Consider the following 21,191-nt stretch of genomic DNA (forward strand, 5'->3'; position numbering starts at 1 on the left):
CTTAAATTAATTCTTTTAGTTTGTTCACAAGATCTGCTTGCGCGATAGTGATTTGCTCGCCGCCGATAAGATCCTTAACCACAACGTTGTTTTCTGATACTTCGTTTTCACCCAAGACTAGGGCTACAGCTGCACCGACTTTGTCAGCACGCTTAAATTGTTTCTTGAAATTGCCACCACCAAAGTGGTTCATTACACGAAGCTCAGGCATTTGCTCACGCAGATTTTCTGCCAGCTTCATTCCCGCCATCAAAGTACCTTCGCCTGCAGTAACAACATAAGCATCTACAGAGCGTCGAACCTCGTTTAGTTCTAGGGTTTCTAGCATAAGTACCAGACGCTCTAGACCCATAGCGAAGCCTACTGCTTTGGTTGGCTTGCCACCTAGCTGTTCAACAAGACCATCGTAACGACCACCACCACAAACGGTACCTTGTGAGCCTAGGCTCTCAGTAATCCACTCGAATACAGTGCGGTTGTAGTAGTCCAAGCCACGAACTAGACGCTCATTAACTTGATATTCGATTCCCGCGGCATCAAGAAGTTCACACAAACCCGCAAAGTGTTCTTTAGACTCTGTATCTAAATAGTCAGAAAGACGCGGAGCATCACCTAAAATAGCCTGAACATCAGGGTTTTTAGTGTCAAGTACACGCAATGGGTTGGTATGCATGCGGCGCTTACAATCGTCATCCAAAATGTCGATATGTTGCTCAAGATAAGCCACAAGTGCAGTACGGTAGTTTGCACGAGCTTCCAGTGAACCAATAGAGTTCAGCTCAAGGCGAACGTGTTTATCAATACCTAGCTCACGCCATAAACGCGCGGTCATCATGATTAGTTCGGCATCAACATCAGGGCCTTCAATACCAAATACCTCAACGCCACACTGATGGAATTGACGGTAGCGACCTTTCTGAGGACGCTCATGACGGAACATTGGACCCATGTACCATAAGCGCTGCTCTTGGTTGTACAGCAGACCATTTTCAATTCCTGCACGTACACAACCAGCAGTACCTTCAGGGCGAAGAGTTAGGCTATCGCCATTGCGGTCTTCAAAGGTATACATTTCTTTTTCAACAACATCGGTGACTTCACCGATAGCGCGACTAAATAGATTAGTCATCTCAACGATTGGCATGCGCACTTCGTTGTAGCCGTAAGCACTGACTACACGCTGAACGGTTGACTCAAGTTTCTGCCACAAAGGAGATTGAGTGGGTAGGCAGTCATTCATGCCTCGGATTGCTTGGATTGTTTTTGCCACAATTAAATACCGTGTATTGTCAGGGCCTACGCCCTGAGCATTTATTCTTGAATATCGTTAACGTCGATGCGGTTTGCTGGGTCAAGTTGACTCGCTTTTGCACGAATCTTTGCCTCTAGCTGCTCAATGATCTTGTCATTATCGAAGCGCTCTTTTTGACGTTTTCCGTCTAGGTAGTAAGCACTCTTTCTATTACCACCAGCAAGACCTAAGTGTGAGACTTCAGCCTCACCAGGACCATTTACGACACAACCAATGATAGATACATCCATCGGCGTAATAATGTCTTCTAGGCGTTGCTCGAGCTCATTAACTGTATTAATTACATCAAACTCTTGGCGTGAACAGGTTGGGCAAGCGATAAAGTTGATGCCACGAGAGCGAATGCGAAGTGATTTCAGGATATCAAACCCTACCTTCACCTCTTCAACTGGATCAGCCGCCAAAGAAACGCGTAGCGTATCACCGATGCCCTCAGACAATAACATGCCTAGACCTACCGCCGACTTCACAGAGCCTGCCCTAGCGCCACCAGCTTCAGTGATACCTAAGTGCAAGGGTTGGTCGATCTGTTTTGCCAATAGTCGATAAGAATCCACCGCCAAAAATACATCTGACGCTTTAACACTTACCTTGAATTGATCAAAGTTGAGACGATCTAGAATATCCACATGACGCATAGCTGATTCTACCAAGGCTGCAGCCGTTGGTTCGCCATACTTTTCTTGGATCTCTTTTTCAAGAGAGCCGCCATTAACGCCAATACGAATTGGAATATTCATATCACGAGCACAATCAACCACAGAGCGAATACGGCTTTCGTTACCAATATTACCAGGGTTAATGCGCAAGCAATCAACGCCGTACTCTGCGACTTTTAGCGCAATTCGGTAGTCGAAATGAATATCAGCAATCAAAGGAACATTGACTTGCTGTTTAATCGCTTTGAACGCTTCAGCCGCATCCATCGTTGGTACAGAAACGCGTACCAAGTCAGCGCCTACTTTTTCAAGGGAGCGAATTTGTGCGACCGTGGCTTCTACATCTGTAGTGCGGGTGTTCGTCATTGACTGAACGGCAATAGGTGCGCCGTCGCCAACGGCTACGTCGCCTACATAGATGCGCGTCGAAGAACGACGCTTAATTGGAGATTCGTGATGCATAGTTACTCTGCAGTGAAACGTGCTACTTTGCCCGCAGTATACCTAGAAAGGTCGACAGGTTCACCCGAAATTGAGAGTGAAACCGCCTCAGGTGCACCAAGAACAAATTTGAATGGACCTTGTCCTTCTAACTCAAGTTGTTGACCCGCATTTTTTACGCCAGTCCACAAAGTTTTACCGTTCACATCTTGAACCTGAATCCAGCAGTCCGCTTTGAAGTTCATTGCAATAGTTGGGACGGGAGTTTCATCTATTTCTGGTAGTTGTACAGGTTTTGGTGCGTCGACTGCTGCAGTCTCTTCACCTTCAGCAACCGGCGTAGGCTCTAGGCCTAATTCTGCGTCATCTAACGCAGCTTCGTCGGCTACAGCGAGCTCTTCTCTATTCGGAGACTGTGGCTCAGCTAGTAATTGAGCGTCTAATGCAGGATCGTAGTTTTCGTCTACTACTGACTCATTCACTTCAATCGGCTCGCTTACTACCGTGTCTGAGTTTTGCTCACTCTGCCACCACCAAACTGCTGAAATCCCCACTATGATAGCGAAAATGCCCCAAGTCAGTTTCATGATGTTGTTATCGTGTTTGGTTTTCTTAGTTTGTTGAGAGAAGCTTTGCATGCTCTCTTCGGTAGGCTTGGCAAACTCTGAACTATCAAACAGTTCCAGCAACACTTTCTCGTCCGCACCCACAGCGCGAGCATAAGAACGAATGTACCCTCGAGTAAAGGTGTGTACTTGGCCTAATTGGAAGTCATTGCTATCAATACTTTGTATGATGGCGACTCTAAGACGCAGGCGATCTGCGATCTCTTTTTGACTAATACCCAAAGATTCACGTTTTGCTCTTAGGATGTCACCCACCATAGGTGATGTTGCATGACCCTCTTTAGGGTCAAGGTGCTGTGTATCTGTATTGTTTGATTCTTTGCTCATTCTTTATAGTACTTCAATCTTTGAGGAAGCTTGGATGGGGATTCGCCACTATTGCGTTACCGATGATTTACGGTCTAACTCATCTTGTAACTGTTGCGTCTCTACCCTAGGTCCAAACCTCGTGTGAATATGTTTTAATCGTTGCTGAGCTTCGCTAAAGGCGCCGAAGTGAACAGATAACTTAGCCAGTTCAATACTGCTTCGGAAGCGAGAAGGCTCATGCTCTAGAGACTTAAGAAAATAGGTCTCAGCTAGTCGCAGATTACCTTGCATTGTGGCGCACAGGCCGGCATTTTCATAACTTGCGGAGACATAGTCGTAATCGGACTGTTGAATTGCTCGCTCAAACTGTCTTTGAGCCAAGGTATATTCTTGTCGCCGACATAAGAACACACCATAGTCATTCAACACGTCACCGCTTGTTGGTGATTCAGCCAATGCTTTTTTATACCAAATATCAGCAAGTTCAGGCTCTGCTACCTGCTGGTAATAATAGGCTATTGCGGAGGAAGCGCGTACATAATTAGGCGCATAACGGCGTGCCAGCTCAAGATTTTGCTTTGCTCTGACATTATGCCCAAGCGCTAGGTAGTTTATACCGAGCTCTATTCTGGCATCCGCTGCTTTGAAAGGATTGAATTGCGCGTTTCCAGCCTCACTATCAACTGTAACACAACCGACTAACAGACAGAGTAAAAAAAGTGTGACCAATCCTTTAAACATAAGGTTCCCCGATAGTTAAACCGGGGAACCTTAGTCAAATTAGTCAACGAGTTTACTATCCGTTAAAGCGATTTAACTGGAATGGCTTCCCCTGTGTTCTTCTGGGTACGCTTGGTTCGGTCGATAACGTCACCAACCAATTGACCACAAGCGGCATCAATATCGTCACCACGAGTCTTGCGCACCGTTACCGTGTAGTCGTATTGCATCAACGTTTTTTGGAAACGGTCAATACGCGAATTACTCGGTTTCTTATAAGGTGAACCAGGATACGGATTAAAGGGTATTAAATTGATCTTCGCTGGGGTGTCTTTAAGCAATTCTGCGAGCTGTCTCGCATGGTCCATATCATCATTAACATGATCAAGAAGAACATACTCTACCGTCACCCTGCCGCGGTTTGCATTTGAAGATGCGATATAACGACGAACAGACTCTAAGAAATCTTGAATGTCCCAACGGTCATTGATCGGCATGATTTGGCTGCGCAATTCATCTGTCGGTGCATGCAATGAGATCGCCAGTGCCACGTCAATGTTGCCCGTCATTTGGTCAAGGCCTGACACCACACCAGAAGTAGAGACTGTGACTCGACGCTTAGACAAGCCAAAACCTAAATCATCTAGCATGATGTTTAGAGACGGCATTAGGTTCTTCATGTTGAGCAGAGGCTCGCCCATACCCATCATTACAACGTTAGTAATTGGGCGGCGACCTGTCTCTTTTTCCAGACCGATCTCGCGAGCTGCACGCCAAATCTGACCGACAATTTCAGAGACACGAAGATTACGGTTAAAGCCTTGCTGCGCCGTTGAGCAGAATGTACATGCAAGCGCACAGCCTACTTGTGAAGACACACACAGTGTCGCTCTGTCACCATCAGGAATATAGACAGTTTCAACGTCTTGATCACCAACGCGCATTGCCCATTTAATGGTGCCATCGCTAGAGTGCTGAGCTTCTGAAACGTAAGGTGAACGAATCTCAGTAAGACGCTGCAATTTTTCGCGTAGCTTCTTGTTTAGGTTGGTCATTTTTTCAAAGTCATCACAACCAAAGTGGTATATCCACTTCATAATCTGATCTGCGCGGAATGCTTTTTCACCCAGCTCATCAGCAAAGTACTGACGTAGGCCTTGGCGATCAAAATCAAGCAGATTTACTTTTGCTTTAGTCATGGTGCCTCTCAACGACGAACAACAAATCTAGGGGCGCAGATTGTACAGGGTTTGTGCAACAGCAACAAGAAATATGTGATTTAGGTCAATTTAAAAAAAGACCTAAGCGTGCGCTTAGGTCTTTTTTAACTATCAGCTTTCAGCCAAGAGCCTTCAATTTAGCTTCTTGGGTGGATTTCTGAAGCAGGGAAGAAGAATTCTATTTCACGAGCAGCAGAGGCCGGACTATCTGAACCGTGCACAGAGTTGTGACGCATGCTAAGGGCGTAGTCAGCGCGGATAGTGCCACAGGCAGCTTGCTCAGGGTTGGTCTTACCCATCAGCTCACGGTAACGAGAGATAGCATCCTCGCCTTCTAGCACTTGGACCATGATAGGGCCAGAGGTCATGAACTCTTTTAGTGCAGGGAAAAATTCTTTGCCTTCATGCTCAGCATAAAAGCCACTTGCTTGTTCTTCTGTAAGATGCAGCATTTTTGCCGCTACGATGCGTAAGCCCGCTTGCTCCATACGCTGATAAATAGCGCCAATTAGGTTACGTTTTACAGCATCAGGCTTCACGATAGAAAATGTTCTTTCAATGGCCATTTAATTTCCTTATAGCTCTTGGGTCGTTAAAGACGTTTGTTAAAGACGTTTGTTCTCTTATGGTAAAAAAGGCCCTATAGGGCCTCAATTATTATTGGTTGTTCAGTAGGTTTGCGAGAGTGCGCACACCCATACCTGTACCACCAGCAGCCCACTTATCAGTCGCTGACTTACGGTAAGCGCCAGCACAGTCAATGTGCAGCCAGCCCGTTTTATAGTCGTCTACAAAGTAGGATAGGAAACCTGCTGCTGTAGATGCACCTGGTGAGAAGTCACCGCTACTGATATTGGATAGATCAGCAAAGTTAGACGGCAACATACCTCGGTGGAAATCTGCTAGAGGCAGCGGCCATAGGCCTTCTTTTTCTTCTGCCGCGCATGCAAGCGCTTGTTCAGAGAATGCAGAATCAAAGCTAAACAGAGCATGGAAATCATTGCCCAGTGCATTTTTAGCTGCGCCAGTTAAGGTTGCACAGTCAATGATCACCTCTGGGTTTTGCTCGCTCGCATAGATAAGGCCATCAGCCAATACCAAGCGTCCTTCAGCGTCGGTATTCATAACTTCTACTGTCTTGCCATTTTTATAGGTAATCACATCACCTAACTTGATGGCACGCCCAGAGATCATGTTCTCTGCACAACATAGGATAAGTTTAACGCGCTTATTCAAGCCGCGAAGAATCGCTAATGCCAAACCGCCAGTAATGATCGCAGCGCCGCCCATGTCCGCTTTCATCGCGGTCATGCCTTGAGATGGTTTAATGCTATAGCCGCCTGAGTCAAAGGTGATCCCTTTACCCACTAGACATGCCATCACAGGTGCTTCAGGGTCGCCTGTTGGGTTAAAGTCTAACTGCAGCATAGCCGAAGTACGCGCAGAACCGCGACCCACAGCGTAGATGCCCTCCCAGCCTTCCGTTAAAAGATCTTTGTCTTTTACGATGCGGTATTTCACTAGACCTGGTGCAACTGATTTGATGAACTCACCCGCCATGGTTGCCAATTGGCGTGGCGCGACTTCTTCTGCACTCTTGTTAATAATATCGCGAGTCCAGTTAGCCACCTTAATACGGTCTTGAAGTTCTTTTTCATCCGCTTCAGCCAATGGTTGCCATTCCAGTGCGTTGTCGCGTCTTGGATTACGGAAACCCTGAGCAAAAGACCAGATACTTTCTAGATCCCACTCATCTCCGATTAAACTAATGCTTTTGATGCCTTGAGCGTCTAATTTACGAGCCGCTTTTTGAATCGCGCCGTAGTCATGGCCCTGGCCAATGTGCACAGAACAACCTTGCTCTGTATGAGAAAGAATGGCGTTTTCGCCCCATTGAGGTGCTGCTTTATCTGTAGATAGTGATACTTGCATTGCTGTAGACATGACCTCTCCTTGCCCTCTACTTGTCTTATTATGTTTGTTACTTTTATGTTCTCAAGATACAGGAATCCCGTTTCCTCCGACAGAGGAAACTCAGTTATTAATGGAAAGTAAGATATCCCTTTCCTAACAAGGCGTTTCTAGTAGCTTGTTACTGATTTTATGCGCCTATTATGCCTAGGCTAAGTGTCAAAAACATAAAAATCGGGCTCTAAGGCCCGATTTTTATTAAATAAATGTTAAGTGGACCGTTAATCCGCTTCGTCCATCCAACATAGAATAATAGCTTCTAAGATTTTCTCATTAGAGTGCTTCGGATCATCATCAAAATCTTCCAGCTCTAATATCCATTGATGCAAGTCAGTAAAACGCACTGTCTGCGGATCTACTTCTGGAAACTTTTCCACTAACTCAATGGCAATATCTCTCGTGTCTATCCATTTCATGCAAACCTCCTTGTTAGCTAAATTGATTAATGATCTTCTGATGCGTGGTTCAGCGTGTAGCGAGGGATTTCAACTACAAGGTCTTCATCTGCAACTACCGCTTGGCAACCTAAACGAGACTCAGGCTCTAGGCCCCATGCCTTGTCTAACATATCGTCTTCAAGTTCCTCGCTCTCTTCTAGAGAGTCGAAGCCTTCACGCACAATAACGTGGCAGGTAGTACAAGCACACGACTTCTCACACGCATGTTCAATGCCGATGCCATTCTTTAGAGCCACATCGAGTACGGTTTCACCCGTATTGGCTTCTAATACAGCACCTTCAGGGCAAAGATCATCATGGGGTAAAACTACAATCTTAGGCATAACCGCTTATCTCTATATATCATCTACTGATTGGCCAGACAAAGCCTGACGAATCGATTTATCCATACGACGGGAAGCAAAGTCTTGGCTCGCTTTATCCGTCTGCTTAATTCCGTCTTCAATTGCATCAGCATCATCGCCGTTACGCAGCGCAATGAGGTCTTCAATGACTTGAAGTAGCGCAGTGCGCTCTTGTTCGCTGAGCAGCTCATCGCCGTCGGCTTGCAACGCCGCAATCAAGCCTTCAATAACACGATCGGCTTCTACGCGTTGCTCTGCTAGCGCTCTTGCTTGCATGTCTTCTTTAGCAAAAGTCATCGAGTCTTTCAGCATATTCGCGACTTCATTATCACTTAAACCGTATGAAGGCTTAACCTGAATCTCAGCTTGTATACCTGTGCTCTTTTCCATCGCAGTCACTGAAAGCAAACCATCTGCATCAACCTGATAGGTCACACGAATGTGTGCAGCACCAGCCGCCATTGGTGGAATGCCCTTCAATGCAAATTTGGCTAGGGAGCGACAGTCATCAACCATCTCACGCTCACCTTGTACCGTGTGCACTGTCATAGCGGTTTGACCGTCTTTAAAGGTTGTGAACTCTTGTGCTCTTGCTACAGGTATCGTGGTGTTGCGAGGAATGATTTTCTCGACTAACCCCCCCATAGTTTCGATACCTAGAGACAGTGGAATAACATCCAATAGCAGCATATCTGAATCAGGCTTATTGCCTGCTAGGATATCAGCCTGAATCGCAGCGCCTAGTGCAACTACTTCATCAGGGTTGATGCTGGTTAACGGCTCTTTATCAAAGAAATCACCCACCATAGAACGAACCAAAGGTGTGCGCGTAGAACCGCCTACCATCACAACCTGAAGTACATCATCCTTATCAACCTGTGCATCTTTCAGAGCACGGCGACATGACATGAGAGTCTTTTTCACTAGAGAGCGAATAAGATCATCAAAGGTTTCGCGAGTGATCTCCCCTTGCCAATCCAATACAGAGACTTGAGTTGTCTCGTTGTCAGACAGAGCAATCTTGGTCTTTGCCGCGGCATTGAGCAAGATACGGTTCTGTTCATCCGTTAACGAGTCTAGGCCCATTTCTTGTTGAATGTGTTCTGCAAGAAGATGGTCAAAATCATCACCACCCAACGCCGAATCGCCACCCGTTGATAGCACTTCAAATACACCTTTAGACAGGCGTAAGATTGAGATATCAAAGGTACCACCACCCAAATCATAAACCGCAATCACGCCTTCTTGACCCGAATCTAGACCATAAGCGATCGCGGCTGCCGTTGGCTCATTGAGCAAGCGAAGTACATTCAAACCGGCAAGCTTGGCGGCATCTTTGGTTCCAGCACGCTGTGCATCGTCAAAGTAAGCCGGTACGGTGATAACCACACCAGTAAGCTCTCCACCTAGGGTAGATTCAGCGCGCTGACCTAAGGCTCTTAAGATATCCGCTGAGACTTCAACTGGGTTCTTATTGCCAAGTGTGGTTTGTAAAATCGGCAGGCCATTGTCACTGTTCAATAGCGAATATGGCAGCTTTGGATAGCGCTGTTTTATATCTTCAACCGAACGGCCAAGAAGTCGCTTCACTGAGATAACGGTATTTTGAGGATCGCTCTCGGCAGCATCTAGGGCAGAATAACCCACATTAAAACCATCTGATTTGTAGTGCACCGCTGACGGTAAGATAGCACGGCCTTCAGAATCAAGGAGTGGGCTCGCTTGCCCACTGCGCACTGAGGCAACCAGTGAGTTCGTGGTACCTAGGTCAATACCTGCTGCTAGCTTATGTTCATGAGGTGCAGAACTTTGGCCTGGTTCTGCTATCTGTAGTAATGGCATGACATTCCTATTGTATATACGACTAGTTAAGTAACTTGTCTTCTAGTCGTTCGATTTCTACTAATAACTTGGCAATAAATTTCAGCTTTCTAACGCTATCGGCCGCTTCAGCCCAACATTGTTCATTGATCTGTTGTTCGACTTGTTGCAACTGCTGCTTGTGCATTTTGGCGACTTTAGATTCAAAATCAAACAGTAAATCATCCGCGTCAGTGCTATCGCCAATTTCCTCAAGCTCTTCACGAAGTTCCATCTGTTGCATTAAAAATAGAGGATCTTGCAACGTTTGCTGCTCAGAACGAATATCGTGCTCATTCTCAGCCAACATATATTCGGCGCGAGCGATGGGATTCTTGAGAGTTTGGTATGCATCATTAATGCTTGCGGCTTTTTGCACAGCCATCAAACGGTCGCGCTCAGAGGCAGTAGCAAACTTATCGGGATGAAAACGACGCTGCAATTCTCTGAATTGAGAAGAAAGAAGGCTACCATCCACATTAAATTGTGCTGGTAGCCCGAATAGTTCGAAGTGGTTCATAATGAGACTCTCGATATCTAAAGAGAGAGGGCCCACCCTTATGATGAACCCTAGCCTTAACTCGCTCGTTAAACGTTGAAGCTTTCGCCGCAGCCGCATTCACCCTTAGCGTTCGGGTTGTTGAATTCAAACCCTTCGTTAAGACCTTCTTTAACGTAATCTAGCTCTGTACCATCAAGATAAACAAGGCTCTTGGCATCGATCACCACTTTAACGCCTTTGTGCTCGAAGATGCTGTCTTCTTCATTTACGTCATCTACGAATTCAAGCACATACGCCATACCTGAACAGCCCGTTGTTTTAACACCCAGTCTTAAGCCGACGCCTTTGCCTCGACTGTCTAGGAATGCTCTAACGCGGTCTGCCGCGGTTTCTGTCATTGTGATGGCCATACTACAACCTTTATTGCCGATGAGGGGAAGCCTCCCCTCTAATTATTACTCTTGATGTTTTTTCTTATAGTCTGAAACAGCAGCTTTAATCGCATCTTCCGCTAGGATAGAGCAGTGCACCTTAACCGGTGGTAACTCTAGCTCTTCAGCTATTTCAGAGTTTTTGATTGAAGCGGCTTCATCAACGGTTTTACCCTTGACCCACTCTGTAACCAGCGAGCTTGATGCAATAGCACTACCACAACCGTAAGTTTTAAACTTAGCATCTTCGATGATGCCCTCAGGTGTCACCTTGATTTGCAGCTTCATTACGTCGCCACAAGCCGGTGCGCCGACCATTCCGCTACCTACGCTTGGATCTTCTTTATCAAAAGAACCAACGTTGCGTGGGTTCTCGTAGTGGTCAATTACTTTTTCGCTGTAAGCCATAATATAGTCCTCTAATCCTCTACTTCCTTGGAACTAGTGATGTGCCCACTCTACGGTGTCCAGATCAATACCTTCCTTGTACATATCCCAAAGTGGAGACATGTCGCGTAATTTTGTTACCGCAGTGCGAATTTGCTCTACCGCGTAGTCGATTTCTTCTTCCGTTGTGTAACGACCGAAAGAGAAGCGAACTGAGCTGTGGGCAAGTTCATCATTGAGGCCTAGTGCTCGCAGTACATACGAAGGCTCAAGGCTTGCTGATGTACATGCTGAGCCAGATGAAACGGCTAAGTCTTTCAGTGACATAAGCAGAGACTCACCCTCAACAAACGCAAAGCTCACGTTTAGGTTGTGCGGTACACGCTGCTCAAAATCACCATTGACGGTGACTGCTTCCAAATCTTTAACCGCATTAAACAGGCGGTTACGTAGGTTCAGAGCATGTTGGTAATCTTTTTCCATATCCAATTTAGCTACACGGAATGCTTCACCCATACCTACAATCTGGTGAGTTGGAAGTGTGCCAGAGCGGAAACCGCGCTCATGACCACCACCGTGCATTTGTGCTTCTAGGCGGATACGTGGTTTACGACGAACGTACAAAGCGCCGATGCCTTTAGGCCCGTATGCTTTATGTGCTGATAGCGATAGCAAATCAACTTTAGTCTCTTGAACATCAATCGGTAGTTTACCTGCTGATTGAGCGGCATCCACGTGGAATACAATCTTGCGTTCGCGACATAGCTCGCCAATTGAAGTGATGTCTTGAATCACGCCAATTTCATTGTTTACGTGCATGATAGAAACCAAAACAGTGTCTTCACGCATTGCGTCTTGAAGCTTGTTCAGGTCAATAATGCCATTTGCTTCAGGCGCTAAGTAAGTCACTTCAAAGCCTTCACGCTCAAGCTGACGACATGGGTCTAATACCGCTTTGTGTTCAGTCTTGCAGGTGATGATGTGCTTGCCTTTCTTTGAGTAGAAACGAGCTGCACCCTTGATAGCAAGGTTGTCTGATTCTGTCGCGCCAGAGGTAAATACGATTTCGCGAGGATCCGCATTTAAAAGATCAGCAATCTGTTCACGAGCAGTATCCACAGCCTCTTCAGCTTGCCAACCATAGCGGTGTGAGCGAGACGCAGGGTTGCCGAAGGTACCATCCATAGTCATATACTGGACCATTTTCTCAGCAACGCGTTCATCTACTGGGCAAGTTGCTGAATAGTCTAAATAAATTGGCAGTTTCATTATTTACTCCAAGTAAAACTGTTTGCTCTATGAGCGGACATTGACGCCGATTGCTTCGGCTATCGATTTAGAGCTAAAACCATGATTAGAGGCTAACTCTAAATCTTGGCGTCCTGAAATCTCTAAAACTTCATTGTCCAACATCAACTCACCTAAGGTGATGTTGTTTAAAAAATCACTAATTCGAGAACTCAAATCTCGCCAAAGCGTGTGGGTAAGGCAACGAGCGCCCCCCTGACAATTGGCTTTCCCATTACAACGCGTCGCTTCAACTGATTCATCAACCGCTGAAATAATGGTACCAATAGCAATAAGTTGCGCGTCTTTTCCTAGGTTATAACCACCACCTGGACCTCGAACACTAGCAACTAATCCCGCTTTGCGTAGCTTTGAAAATAATTGCTCTAGATAAGAAAGAGATATACCCTGACGTTCCGATATGTCAGCCAGTGGTACTGGGCCTGACTGAGAATGCAATGCTACATCAAGCATGGCTGTTACGGCATATCTTCCTTTCGATGTAAGCTTCATATCACACTCTTTCCAATTACTTCGTTGCGGAAAGTCTCCCATACCCGACTAAAACGGTCAAGTATTTATTTGACCAATTTACTCAAGTATTTAACCCTATACGGATTATGGCTATTATTTGTGCGAAATTTTCTTTTGTATCGCCGTAAGGACACCTCGCAAGATGTTGATCTCTTGTGCTTCAGGACGAGCGCGACTGAATAGCCTTCTCAGTTTGTTCATCACCTGGTTCGGCTTATCCTTCTCAATAAACTGGGTATCAATAAGTACGTTTTCAAGGTGCTGATAAAACATTTCTAATTCGTTATGACGTGAATAGACCACTGGATCGTCTTGTGGGTATTGCGCCTTATCACTTTCTAGAAATGCCATTCTCACTTCGTAGCTAAGGGTTTGCACCGCCATCGCTAGATTCAGTGAGCTGTATTCTGGGTTAGCGGGTATGGCGACATGATACTGGCACAGTTGCAGTTCATCATTGGTTAGGCCGGTGCGTTCACGACCAAACACCAGTGCCACGGAAGCATGTGTTCCTTCTTCGACAAACTTAACGCCACATTCGCGTGGCTCTAGCATTGGCCAATTAAGGGTACGAGAGCGTGCACTCGATCCGACCACAAGGGCGCAATCGGCCACCGCTTCTTGCATGGTCGAAAATCTTTGTGCGTTATTCACTACATCGTCAGCGCCCGCCGCTAATGCCATGGTTTGTTCATCGATTTCACACTGCGGGTCAACCAAGACTAACTGAGTCAATCCCATCACTTTCATTGCTCGTGCAGCTGAACCAATATTTCCTGGGTGAGAGGTTCCCACCAATACCACTTTGACGTTTTGTAACATCAAGCCTACCTCTATAATTCACAACCGACGCATACTAACACATCCCAAAAGCGGAATAAAAAAAACACTCGTGCAAAAAATAACCACTTCCCTTTTGCCACAATCTTGCTTATACTCCGCCCCGCTTTCCGTTCTTTAACATCCGTTGGGTATAATTATGCATCCTATGCTAAATATCGCTATTCGCGCTGCGCGAAAAGCAGGCAATCATATTGCGAAATCTCTAGAAACTGCTGACAAGATTGAAATCTCGCTGAAAGGCGAAAATGACTTTGTGACTAACATCAACAAAGACGCAGAACATGTGATTATCGATACAATCAAGTCTTCTTACCCTGACCACAGCATCATTGCTGAAGAGTCTGGTTTAACTGTAGGTAAAGATGACGCAGTTCAATGGATCATTGACCCACTGGATGGCACCAATAACTTCGTTAAGGGTATCCCACACTTTGCTGTATCTATCGCTGTTCGTATCAACGGTAAAACAGAAGTAGCGTGTGTTTATGACCCAATGCTTAACGAACTTTTCACTGCACAACGTGGTTCTGGCGCACAGCTAAACAACGCTCGTATCCGTGTTAAGCAATTAAAAGACCTTCAAGGTACTGTTCTTGCAACTAGTTTCCCAACTAAGCAAAAGCAACACTCTGAATCTTACTTCAAAATCATGAGCTCTCTATTTGTTGAAGTTGCTGACTTCCGCAGCACTGGTTCTCCGGCTCTTGATCTATGTTACCTAGCTTCTAACCGTGTTGACGGTTACTTTGAGCTTGGCCTTAAGCCTTGGGACATCGCTGCTGGTGAGCTTATCGCTCGTGAAGCTGGCGCAATCCTAACGGACTTTGCTGGCGGTACTGACTACATCAAGTCAGGTAACCTTGTAGGCTCAAGCGCTCGCGGTGTTAAGAATATTCTTCGCCACGTACGTGAGCACGCAAATGAAGGCATGCTGAAGTAATCGCATCCCTTTGTAAAAACAGTATTAAAAAAACGGCCATCATCTGATGGCCGTTTTTGTATCTAGCTTTTGGCTATCTAGCCACTTAGCAATGTTCACGAACTGTATCGGCGATACGGTTAGCCAGCTTAAGCACTAACTCTCCATCTTCACCCTCTACCATGACGCGAATTAAAGGCTCAGTACCTGACTTACGCAGAAGTACACGTCCCTTATCACCCAGCTCTTGTTCCGCTTGCACAACTGATTGTTGAACAACATCCAATTGCATTGGGTCAGTGTCACCAGAGAAGCGAACATTGATCAGCTCTTGCGGGTATAACGTCATACCTTGAGAAAGGTCGAATAGGCTCATGCCACTATCAACGATCGATGATAAAACTTGAAGCGCTGCAACAATAGCATCACCCGTGGTCACCTTGTCTAGCAAGATTACGTGGCCTGAATTTTCAGCGCCAATGCTCCAGCCTTTTTCTTTTAGCTGTTCCATGACATAGCGGTCGCCTACTTTAGCACGTGAAAACGGAATGCCCAGTTGCTTAAGACCATTTTCCATACCTAGGTTTGTCATCAGGGTACCGACAACACCACCCTTTAGTTCACCACGGCGCAGTGCGTCGCGGGCAATGATGTAAGCGATTTGGTCACCATCCACTTTGTTGCCTTTATGGTCAACCATGATGATGCGGTCACCATCACCATCAAAGCCAAGACCTAGGTCAGCTTTCTCTTCAACTACTTTTGCTTGCAGCGCACGCACATCAGTTGCACCCACCTCAGCATTAATGTTCAAGCCATCGGGTTCACAGCCCATAAGCACCAATTGTGCACCTAGCTCTTTAAATACGTTTGGAGCAATGTGGTAAGTAGCACCATGAGCACAATCGACCACAATTTTCAGTGAGCTTAGGTTAGCGTTGCTTGGGAAGGTGCTTTTACAAAATTCAATATAACGACCGGCAGCATCGTTCATACGAGAGGCTTTACCAAGTAGAGCTGATTCTACACATTCAATGTCTTTATCTAGCTCAGCTTCAATAGCTAATTCAATGTCATCAGGAAGCTTTGTGCCTTCAGAGGAGAAGAACTTGATGCCGTTATCGTAATACGGGTTATGTGATGCCGAAATCACAATACCCGCTTCTGCGCGGAACGTTTGTGTTAAGTACGCAACTGCAGGTGTTGGCATTGGACCGGTAAAGGTTGCCTTTAGACCAGCAGCAGCAAGACCAGCTTCTAACGCAGACTCAAGCATGTAGCCAGAGATACGAGTATCTTTACCAATAATGACCTTCTTGGTGCCTTGTTTAGCCAAAACACGACCCGCAGCCCAGCCTAGCTTTAGTACAAAGTCAGGAGTGATTGGGTATTGGCCTACTTTTCCGCGGATACCGTCGGTACCAAAATAACGTCGTTGAGACATTTGTAATTCCTAATTATTATTTTATTGATTCCATAAAGTTCACTACTCGCACGGCATCAGCCGTTTCAGCAACGTCGTGAACTCGAATAATCTGTGCGCCTTTTTGAGCCGCCACAACCGCACATGCCACACTACCTGAAACGCAGTCTGCGGGTGCTTTATCTAGCAGTTTGAACACCATCGACTTTCGAGACATGCCTGCTAACAGAGGCATTTCAAAACGATGAAATTGTTCCAAGTGTTGCAATAGATGGTAGTTATGTTCAAGTGTTTTACCAAATCCAAAGCCAGGATCCAGTATTAATTTATCTTTGCTTATTCCCACAGCCTCGCACGCCTTGATGCGTTCTGCTAAGAACTGCTCAACCTCAGAGATAAGATCATCATAGTGCGGGTTAGCCTGCATTGTTCTAGGTTGCCCTTGCATGTGCATAAGGCAGATGGGCACTCCAGAGTCAGCGGCAGCTTGCAATGCTCCTGGATCTTGCAGTGCTCGCACATCATTAATCAGGTCAGCTCCAGCTTCCGTCGCTTGGCGCATCACCTCAGCTTTACTGGTATCGATAGATATCCACACATCGGACTCAGCACGAACTGCTTTGATTACAGGAATGACGCGTTCTAGCTCTTGCTGCAACTCTACCTCTGGTGCGCCCGGTCTTGTTGACTCACCACCGATATCAATAATCGTCGCTCCCGCCGCAATCATCTTGCGCGATTGAGCTAAAGCATCATCAATTCGGTTGTATTGGCCACCATCAGAGAATGAATCAGGGGTTACATTGAGTATACCCATGATCTGCGGTGAAGATAGATCGAGCTGTTTTTTGCCACTGTTTAAGATCATAACACTAACGAGTTTCAAAAAGGTTAAAGCGAAAATTTGGGAAGGGTAGATACAGAAAAACCCCGAGAACTCTCGGGGTTTGCTTATTTAGCTATTATTCTGAATCTTTTTCAGCAGGTTCTGTTTTAGATTCTTCTGCCGTTTCGGTTTCAGCTTTCGCTTCAGCCTTTGGCTCTTCAACAGGTTTTGATTGCTCACCCCAACCGGCTGGTTCACGAATATCACTGCGACGTTCCATTAGGTCATCAATCTGACCTGCATCAATGGTTTCGTACTTCATCAGCGCATCTTTCATTGTGTGCATGATGTCCATATTCTCTTCCAGAATTTGGCGAGCACGGGCATAGTTGCGGTCGATGATTTGACGAATCTCATCATCAATCAACTTGGCAGTATCGTCAGACATGTGTTTAGTCTGAGTTACGCTACGACCTAAGAATACTTCGCCTTCTTCTTCAGCATAAAGAAGAGGACCTAGCTTCTCAGAGAAGCCCCACTGAGTCACCATCTTACGAGCGATATCAGTCGCGCGTTCGATATCGTTTGATGCACCAGTAGATACACGCTCTTTACCGTAGATAAGCTCTTCAGCTAGACGACCACCGTAAAGGCTTGAGATCATCGACTCAAGATGACGACGGTTCATGCTCACCCTATCTTGCTCAGGTAAGTACATAGTCACACCTAGCGCACGGCCACGTGGAATAATCGATACCTTGTACACAGGATCATGCTCAGGAACCAAGCGACCAATGATTGCGTGACCTGCTTCGTGGTATGCCGTTGACTCTTTAATGTCATCAGTCATCACCATAGAGCGGCGTTCTGCACCCATCATGATCTTGTCTTTCGCTTGCTCAAACTCAGCCATAGCAACGTTGCGCTTGTTACCACGAGCAGCGAATAGTGCCGCTTCGTTTACAAGGTTAGCAAGGTCTGCACCGGAGAAACCAGGAGTACCGCGAGCAATCAAAGATGGCTCTACATCGCTAGCAAGAGGTACCTTGCGCATGTGTACTTTCAGGATCTGCTCACGGCCACGTACGTCTGGAAGACCTACTACTACCTGACGGTCAAAACGACCAGGACGAAGTAATGCAGGGTCCAATACGTCTGGACGGTTAGTTGCAGCGATAACGATAATACCTTCGTTACCCTCAAAGCCATCCATCTCGACCAGCATTTGGTTCAACGTTTGCTCACGCTCATCGTGACCACCACCAACACCTGCGCCACGCTGACGACCTACGGCATCGATCTCATCGATGAAGATGATACAAGGCGCTGCTTTCTTCGCTTGTTCGAACATGTCACGCACACGAGATGCACCAACACCTACGAACATTTCTACGAAATCAGAACCAGAGATAGTAAAGAACGGAACTTTAGCTTCACCAGCAATCGCCTTCGCAAGTAGAGTTTTACCTGTACCTGGAGGACCGACTAGCAAGACACCGGTTGGGATCTTACCGCCCAATTTCTGGAATCGGCTTGGATCACGCAAGTAATCCACTAGTTCTTTAACATCTTCTTTTGCTTCATCACAACCCGCAACGTCAGAGAAGAGAGTTTTGATTTGTTCTTCGCTCATCATACGAGCTTTTGATTTACCGAAGGACATGGCGCCTTTACCGCCACCGCCTTGCATTTGACGCATGAAGAAAATCCACACACCAATCAGTAGAATCATTGGGAACCATGAGATGAAGATAGTACCTAGAAGGCTTTGCTCTTCTGGTGGTGTACCTGTCACCTTCACGTTTTGATTGATCAAGTCATCAAGAAGCTTTGTGTCGTACACAGGCATATAAGTCACGTTACGTGAATTATCGCTGCGATAAAAAACGATTTCTTTATCGTTAATCTTGGCTTCGCGAATCTGGCCTTGGCCAACTTCCTGTATAAAAGTGGTGTAATCCACTGATTTTCCGTTGCTGTCTCCAGGGCCAAAGCTCTGGAAAACGGACATTAGCACTACAGCTATCACTAGCCACAGAATTAGATTTTTTGCCATGTCACTCAAGGTGTAAGCCTCTCGATAACTAATTGTAATTAAAAGTAGATTACTACAGTTTGGATGCTGTAGCCAGAATGTAAAGCTTTCTCAAGCTTGTTGAGCAGTTAGCCTTTGTAACCTGTTGCTACAATGAAGACTTCACGAGAGCGAGCTCGGGAAGAATCGGGTTTCCGGACTTTAACAGTCTTAAACATTTCACGTACATCTTTGACGAATTGATCAAAACCTTCGCCCTGAAATACCTTAACAACAAAGCTACCATTTGTAGCTAGAACTTGTCGACACATATCAAGGGCTAATTCGACCAAATACATAGCCCTTGGCTGGTCTACAGAGTTATTACCTGCAATATTGGGAGCCATGTCAGACATTACGACGTCCACCATACTCGGTTGAATGCGGTCTAACAGCGCTTCAAGAACGCTCTCTTCACGAAAATCACCTTGTAGAAAGCTTACACCAGCAATAGGGTCCATTGGCAACAAATCACACGCAATAATTTGTCCGTTGTCACCCACTATCTTTGCAGCATACTGCGACCAACCACCAGGAGCCGCCCCTAAATCTACTACGGTCATTCCAGCAGAAAAGAGCTTATCTTTGGTGTGTATTTCTTCCATTTTGAAGTAAGCGCGTGAACGATAGCCTTTTTTTCTGGCTTCGTTGGCGTATTTATCATCAAAATGTTCTTTTAACCATCGACCCGAACTGGCCGAATGCTTTTGTTTACTCATTCAATTTCCAACGTGTTTGGAGTAGGCAATTAGCCTAATATTCCCGTTTCATGGATAAAGTATAGTCTTGAGACCTATATGACGTTAAAATAGGATTTTTCAACCCTTATATAAAAGAAATTGGCCGCGATATGAACTTAAGCACCAAACAAAAGCAGCATCTAAAAGGCTTAGCACACGACCTAAAACCGGTTGTGTTGATGGGCGCAAATGGACTTACTGAGGCTGTTCTAGCGGAGATTGAACTTGCATTGGGTCATCACGAATTGATCAAGGTTAAAGTAGCATCGGAAGATCGCGAAACAAGAAGCCTAATCATTGACGCTATCGTTCGTGAATCTGGTGCAGAGAAAGTACAAACTATTGGTAAAACGCTAGTACTGTACCGCCAATCAGAACAACGTAAAATTGAACTGCCACGCAAATAGGCTGTAACGATTAATCGTGTTCACAAAAAAAGGCTGCTGATGCAGCCTTTTTGATATCACAAGCCAAATAGCTTACAGATATTCTACACGTTCAATTTCGTAATCTTTCACGCCGCCAGGAGTTGTGATAGTCACTTCATCACCTTCCATCTTACCAATCAGGCCACGCGCAATAGGTGAGCTAACAGAAATACGGCCTAGCTTAATTTCGGCTTCATCTTCACCCACGATCTGATACTTGAATTCTTCTTCTGTATCTACATCGATTAGAGTTACTGTCGTACCGAAGATAACCTTGCCTGAGTTGTCCATTTTAGTTACGTCAATAACCTGAGCAACAGAGAGCTTATATTCGATGTCACGGATTTGTGCTTCACAGATGCCCTGTTCTTCACGAGCAGCATGATATTCAGCATTTTCTTTAAGGTCGCCTAACTCACGAGCTTCTGCAATGGCAGTAGAGATCAGTGGACGCAGTTTAAGCAGTCTTTCTAATTCTGTTTTTAGTTGCTGTTCGCCACGAACAGTCATTGGTACTTTTTCCATATTTAACCTCATTTGCCCAGCAAATATTGGGCAACAAAAAACCTATCAAGCGAAGGCTCAATAGGTAACTAACTGATAGTGATACATCAATTGTACCGAAAACTCTGCTTTTTTTCACCAAAATTCGACACACTAGCCCATGATAGAATCGTGACATAAATCACAGTTAGCCGAGCGTAAAACAAACAAAATCAAGAACCTAAAGATAAATAAATATAAAACAAGAACATGTCATACCAATTGCAGTGCAACGCTAACCTATTGTTTTTATTGTATTGCAGTAACATTGACATCTTTTTGATACAAAAAGTTCCCCTTCTTTACAACATTTTACTATCGCCTACTTAATCAT

At 45.6% G+C, this 21,191-nt stretch carries 23 protein-coding genes; 2 read left to right on the plus strand and 21 right to left on the minus strand.

What is annotated here, in order from left to right; translation table 11 throughout:
• Nucleotide 1 precedes the first annotated feature (1 nt).
• The 16 genes from hisS to trmJ form a co-directional block, all read right to left on the minus strand.
• On the minus strand, nucleotides 2-1,270 hold the full coding sequence (gene hisS / locus D5I41_RS19395) for a histidine--tRNA ligase (RefSeq protein ID WP_119011222.1): 1,269 nt from the start codon (nucleotides 1,268-1,270) through the stop codon (nucleotides 2-4).
• Nucleotides 1,271-1,311: 41 nt separating this feature from the next.
• The gene (gene ispG / locus D5I41_RS19400) at nucleotides 1,312-2,433 is read right to left on the minus strand and encodes a flavodoxin-dependent (E)-4-hydroxy-3-methylbut-2-enyl-diphosphate synthase (protein WP_119011223.1); all 1,122 of its coding nucleotides are present in this window, start codon (nucleotides 2,431-2,433) and stop codon (nucleotides 1,312-1,314) included.
• Nucleotides 2,434-2,435: 2 nt separating this feature from the next.
• Entirely contained in the window at nucleotides 2,436-3,365 is a 930-nt protein-coding gene (locus D5I41_RS19405) for a RodZ domain-containing protein (RefSeq protein WP_119011224.1), read from the minus strand.
• A gap of 48 nt (nucleotides 3,366-3,413) precedes the next feature.
• Nucleotides 3,414-4,088 (minus strand): type IV pilus biogenesis/stability protein PilW, encoded by a 675-nt coding sequence (gene pilW / locus D5I41_RS19410; RefSeq protein WP_119011225.1) that lies wholly within the window; start codon nucleotides 4,086-4,088, stop codon nucleotides 3,414-3,416.
• 62 nt (nucleotides 4,089-4,150) lie between these two features.
• Nucleotides 4,151-5,266 (minus strand): dual-specificity RNA methyltransferase RlmN, encoded by a 1,116-nt coding sequence (gene rlmN / locus D5I41_RS19415; RefSeq protein ID WP_119011226.1) that lies wholly within the window; start codon nucleotides 5,264-5,266, stop codon nucleotides 4,151-4,153.
• A 158-nt stretch (nucleotides 5,267-5,424) separates the two neighbouring features.
• Nucleotides 5,425-5,853, minus strand: a complete 429-nt coding sequence (gene ndk, locus D5I41_RS19420) for a nucleoside-diphosphate kinase (protein WP_119011227.1) — start codon at nucleotides 5,851-5,853, stop codon at nucleotides 5,425-5,427.
• A gap of 91 nt (nucleotides 5,854-5,944) precedes the next feature.
• Nucleotides 5,945-7,231, minus strand: coding sequence for an aminopeptidase PepB (pepB, locus tag D5I41_RS19425; protein ID WP_119011228.1), 1,287 nt, complete (start codon nucleotides 7,229-7,231; stop codon nucleotides 5,945-5,947).
• A gap of 248 nt (nucleotides 7,232-7,479) precedes the next feature.
• Nucleotides 7,480-7,674 (minus strand): Fe-S cluster assembly protein IscX, encoded by a 195-nt coding sequence (gene iscX / locus D5I41_RS19430; RefSeq protein WP_017028346.1) that lies wholly within the window; start codon nucleotides 7,672-7,674, stop codon nucleotides 7,480-7,482.
• 26 nt (nucleotides 7,675-7,700) lie between these two features.
• Nucleotides 7,701-8,039, minus strand: a complete 339-nt coding sequence (gene fdx, locus D5I41_RS19435) for an ISC system 2Fe-2S type ferredoxin (RefSeq protein ID WP_119011229.1) — start codon at nucleotides 8,037-8,039, stop codon at nucleotides 7,701-7,703.
• 12 nt (nucleotides 8,040-8,051) lie between these two features.
• Nucleotides 8,052-9,902 carry a Fe-S protein assembly chaperone HscA gene (gene hscA / locus D5I41_RS19440; RefSeq protein WP_119011230.1) on the minus strand — a complete coding sequence of 617 codons (1,851 nt, stop codon included), beginning with the start codon at nucleotides 9,900-9,902 and terminating at the stop codon, nucleotides 8,052-8,054.
• 22 nt (nucleotides 9,903-9,924) lie between these two features.
• Entirely contained in the window at nucleotides 9,925-10,440 is a 516-nt protein-coding gene (hscB, locus tag D5I41_RS19445; protein ID WP_119011231.1) for a co-chaperone HscB, read from the minus strand.
• 68 nt (nucleotides 10,441-10,508) lie between these two features.
• On the minus strand, nucleotides 10,509-10,832 hold the full coding sequence (gene iscA / locus D5I41_RS19450; RefSeq protein ID WP_119011232.1) for an iron-sulfur cluster assembly protein IscA: 324 nt from the start codon (nucleotides 10,830-10,832) through the stop codon (nucleotides 10,509-10,511).
• A 45-nt stretch (nucleotides 10,833-10,877) separates the two neighbouring features.
• On the minus strand, nucleotides 10,878-11,261 hold the full coding sequence (gene iscU, locus D5I41_RS19455) for a Fe-S cluster assembly scaffold IscU (protein ID WP_017028351.1): 384 nt from the start codon (nucleotides 11,259-11,261) through the stop codon (nucleotides 10,878-10,880).
• Nucleotides 11,262-11,294: 33 nt separating this feature from the next.
• On the minus strand, nucleotides 11,295-12,509 hold the full coding sequence (locus D5I41_RS19460) for an IscS subfamily cysteine desulfurase (RefSeq protein ID WP_119011233.1): 1,215 nt from the start codon (nucleotides 12,507-12,509) through the stop codon (nucleotides 11,295-11,297).
• Nucleotides 12,510-12,536: 27 nt separating this feature from the next.
• Nucleotides 12,537-13,040: a Fe-S cluster assembly transcriptional regulator IscR gene (gene iscR / locus D5I41_RS19465; RefSeq protein ID WP_017028353.1), complete on the minus strand. Its 504-nt coding sequence runs from the start codon at nucleotides 13,038-13,040 to the stop codon at nucleotides 12,537-12,539.
• Nucleotides 13,041-13,154: 114 nt separating this feature from the next.
• Nucleotides 13,155-13,883, minus strand: a complete 729-nt coding sequence (gene trmJ, locus D5I41_RS19470; RefSeq protein ID WP_119011234.1) for a tRNA (cytosine(32)/uridine(32)-2'-O)-methyltransferase TrmJ — start codon at nucleotides 13,881-13,883, stop codon at nucleotides 13,155-13,157.
• Between the two features lie 157 nt (nucleotides 13,884-14,040).
• On the opposite strand from trmJ, the gene suhB reads away from it, so the two are divergent.
• On the plus strand, nucleotides 14,041-14,844 hold the full coding sequence (gene suhB, locus D5I41_RS19475; RefSeq protein ID WP_017028355.1) for an inositol-1-monophosphatase: 804 nt from the start codon (nucleotides 14,041-14,043) through the stop codon (nucleotides 14,842-14,844).
• An 85-nt stretch (nucleotides 14,845-14,929) separates the two neighbouring features.
• On the opposite strand, the gene glmM is transcribed toward suhB, so the two are convergent.
• From glmM to rlmE, 4 genes are all read right to left on the minus strand, one after another.
• Nucleotides 14,930-16,267, minus strand: coding sequence for a phosphoglucosamine mutase (gene glmM / locus D5I41_RS19480; protein ID WP_119011235.1), 1,338 nt, complete (start codon nucleotides 16,265-16,267; stop codon nucleotides 14,930-14,932).
• A 16-nt stretch (nucleotides 16,268-16,283) separates the two neighbouring features.
• Nucleotides 16,284-17,114 carry a dihydropteroate synthase gene (gene folP / locus D5I41_RS19485; protein WP_119011236.1) on the minus strand — a complete coding sequence of 277 codons (831 nt, stop codon included), beginning with the start codon at nucleotides 17,112-17,114 and terminating at the stop codon, nucleotides 16,284-16,286.
• A 94-nt stretch (nucleotides 17,115-17,208) separates the two neighbouring features.
• Nucleotides 17,209-19,137, minus strand: coding sequence for an ATP-dependent zinc metalloprotease FtsH (ftsH, locus tag D5I41_RS19490; RefSeq protein WP_119011237.1), 1,929 nt, complete (start codon nucleotides 19,135-19,137; stop codon nucleotides 17,209-17,211).
• A gap of 98 nt (nucleotides 19,138-19,235) precedes the next feature.
• Entirely contained in the window at nucleotides 19,236-19,865 is a 630-nt protein-coding gene (gene rlmE / locus D5I41_RS19495; RefSeq protein WP_017028359.1) for a 23S rRNA (uridine(2552)-2'-O)-methyltransferase RlmE, read from the minus strand.
• A gap of 131 nt (nucleotides 19,866-19,996) precedes the next feature.
• Between rlmE and yhbY the strand changes: the two genes are divergently transcribed.
• Nucleotides 19,997-20,293 carry a ribosome assembly RNA-binding protein YhbY gene (yhbY, locus tag D5I41_RS19500; protein WP_119011238.1) on the plus strand — a complete coding sequence of 99 codons (297 nt, stop codon included), beginning with the start codon at nucleotides 19,997-19,999 and terminating at the stop codon, nucleotides 20,291-20,293.
• A 72-nt stretch (nucleotides 20,294-20,365) separates the two neighbouring features.
• Here yhbY and greA read toward each other — a convergent pair whose 3' ends face one another.
• Complete coding sequence (greA, locus tag D5I41_RS19505; RefSeq protein WP_119011239.1) at nucleotides 20,366-20,839, minus strand: transcription elongation factor GreA; 474 nt, start codon at nucleotides 20,837-20,839, stop codon at nucleotides 20,366-20,368.
• Nucleotides 20,840-21,191: the final 352 nt, after the last annotated feature.

Origin of the sequence: Vibrio superstes (assembly GCF_003569005.1) — a bacterium.
GTDB lineage: Bacteria > Pseudomonadota > Gammaproteobacteria > Enterobacterales > Vibrionaceae > Vibrio > Vibrio superstes.

Bases quoted from the DNA above. Each gene is read 5' to 3' on its own strand.
- rlmE (WP_017028359.1), bottom strand. From the start codon at position 19,865: ATGAGTAAACAAAAGCATTCGGCCAGTTCGGGTCGATGGTTAAAAGAA.
- trmJ (WP_119011234.1), bottom strand. From the start codon at position 13,883: ATGTTACAAAACGTCAAAGTGGTATTGGTGGGAACCTCTCACCCAGGA.
- iscR (WP_017028353.1), bottom strand. From the start codon at position 13,040: ATGAAGCTTACATCGAAAGGAAGATATGCCGTAACAGCCATGCTTGAT.
- iscX (WP_017028346.1), bottom strand. From the start codon at position 7,674: ATGAAATGGATAGACACGAGAGATATTGCCATTGAGTTAGTGGAAAAG.
- pilW (WP_119011225.1), bottom strand. From the start codon at position 4,088: ATGTTTAAAGGATTGGTCACACTTTTTTTACTCTGTCTGTTAGTCGGT.
- fdx (WP_119011229.1), bottom strand. From the start codon at position 8,039: ATGCCTAAGATTGTAGTTTTACCCCATGATGATCTTTGCCCTGAAGGT.
- ispG (WP_119011223.1), bottom strand. From the start codon at position 2,433: ATGCATCACGAATCTCCAATTAAGCGTCGTTCTTCGACGCGCATCTAT.
- D5I41_RS19460 (WP_119011233.1), bottom strand. From the start codon at position 12,509: ATGAAACTGCCAATTTATTTAGACTATTCAGCAACTTGCCCAGTAGAT.
- iscU (WP_017028351.1), bottom strand. From the start codon at position 11,261: ATGGCTTACAGCGAAAAAGTAATTGACCACTACGAGAACCCACGCAAC.
- hscA (WP_119011230.1), bottom strand. From the start codon at position 9,902: ATGCCATTACTACAGATAGCAGAACCAGGCCAAAGTTCTGCACCTCAT.
- greA (WP_119011239.1), bottom strand. From the start codon at position 20,839: ATGGAAAAAGTACCAATGACTGTTCGTGGCGAACAGCAACTAAAAACA.
- glmM (WP_119011235.1), bottom strand. From the start codon at position 16,267: ATGTCTCAACGACGTTATTTTGGTACCGACGGTATCCGCGGAAAAGTA.
- hscB (WP_119011231.1), bottom strand. From the start codon at position 10,440: ATGAACCACTTCGAACTATTCGGGCTACCAGCACAATTTAATGTGGAT.
- iscA (WP_119011232.1), bottom strand. From the start codon at position 10,832: ATGGCCATCACAATGACAGAAACCGCGGCAGACCGCGTTAGAGCATTC.
- rlmN (WP_119011226.1), bottom strand. From the start codon at position 5,266: ATGACTAAAGCAAAAGTAAATCTGCTTGATTTTGATCGCCAAGGCCTA.
- folP (WP_119011236.1), bottom strand. From the start codon at position 17,114: ATGATCTTAAACAGTGGCAAAAAACAGCTCGATCTATCTTCACCGCAG.
- ndk (WP_119011227.1), bottom strand. From the start codon at position 5,853: ATGGCCATTGAAAGAACATTTTCTATCGTGAAGCCTGATGCTGTAAAA.
- yhbY (WP_119011238.1), top strand. From the start codon at position 19,997: ATGAACTTAAGCACCAAACAAAAGCAGCATCTAAAAGGCTTAGCACAC.
- suhB (WP_017028355.1), top strand. From the start codon at position 14,041: ATGCATCCTATGCTAAATATCGCTATTCGCGCTGCGCGAAAAGCAGGC.
- pepB (WP_119011228.1), bottom strand. From the start codon at position 7,231: ATGTCTACAGCAATGCAAGTATCACTATCTACAGATAAAGCAGCACCT.
- D5I41_RS19405 (WP_119011224.1), bottom strand. From the start codon at position 3,365: ATGAGCAAAGAATCAAACAATACAGATACACAGCACCTTGACCCTAAA.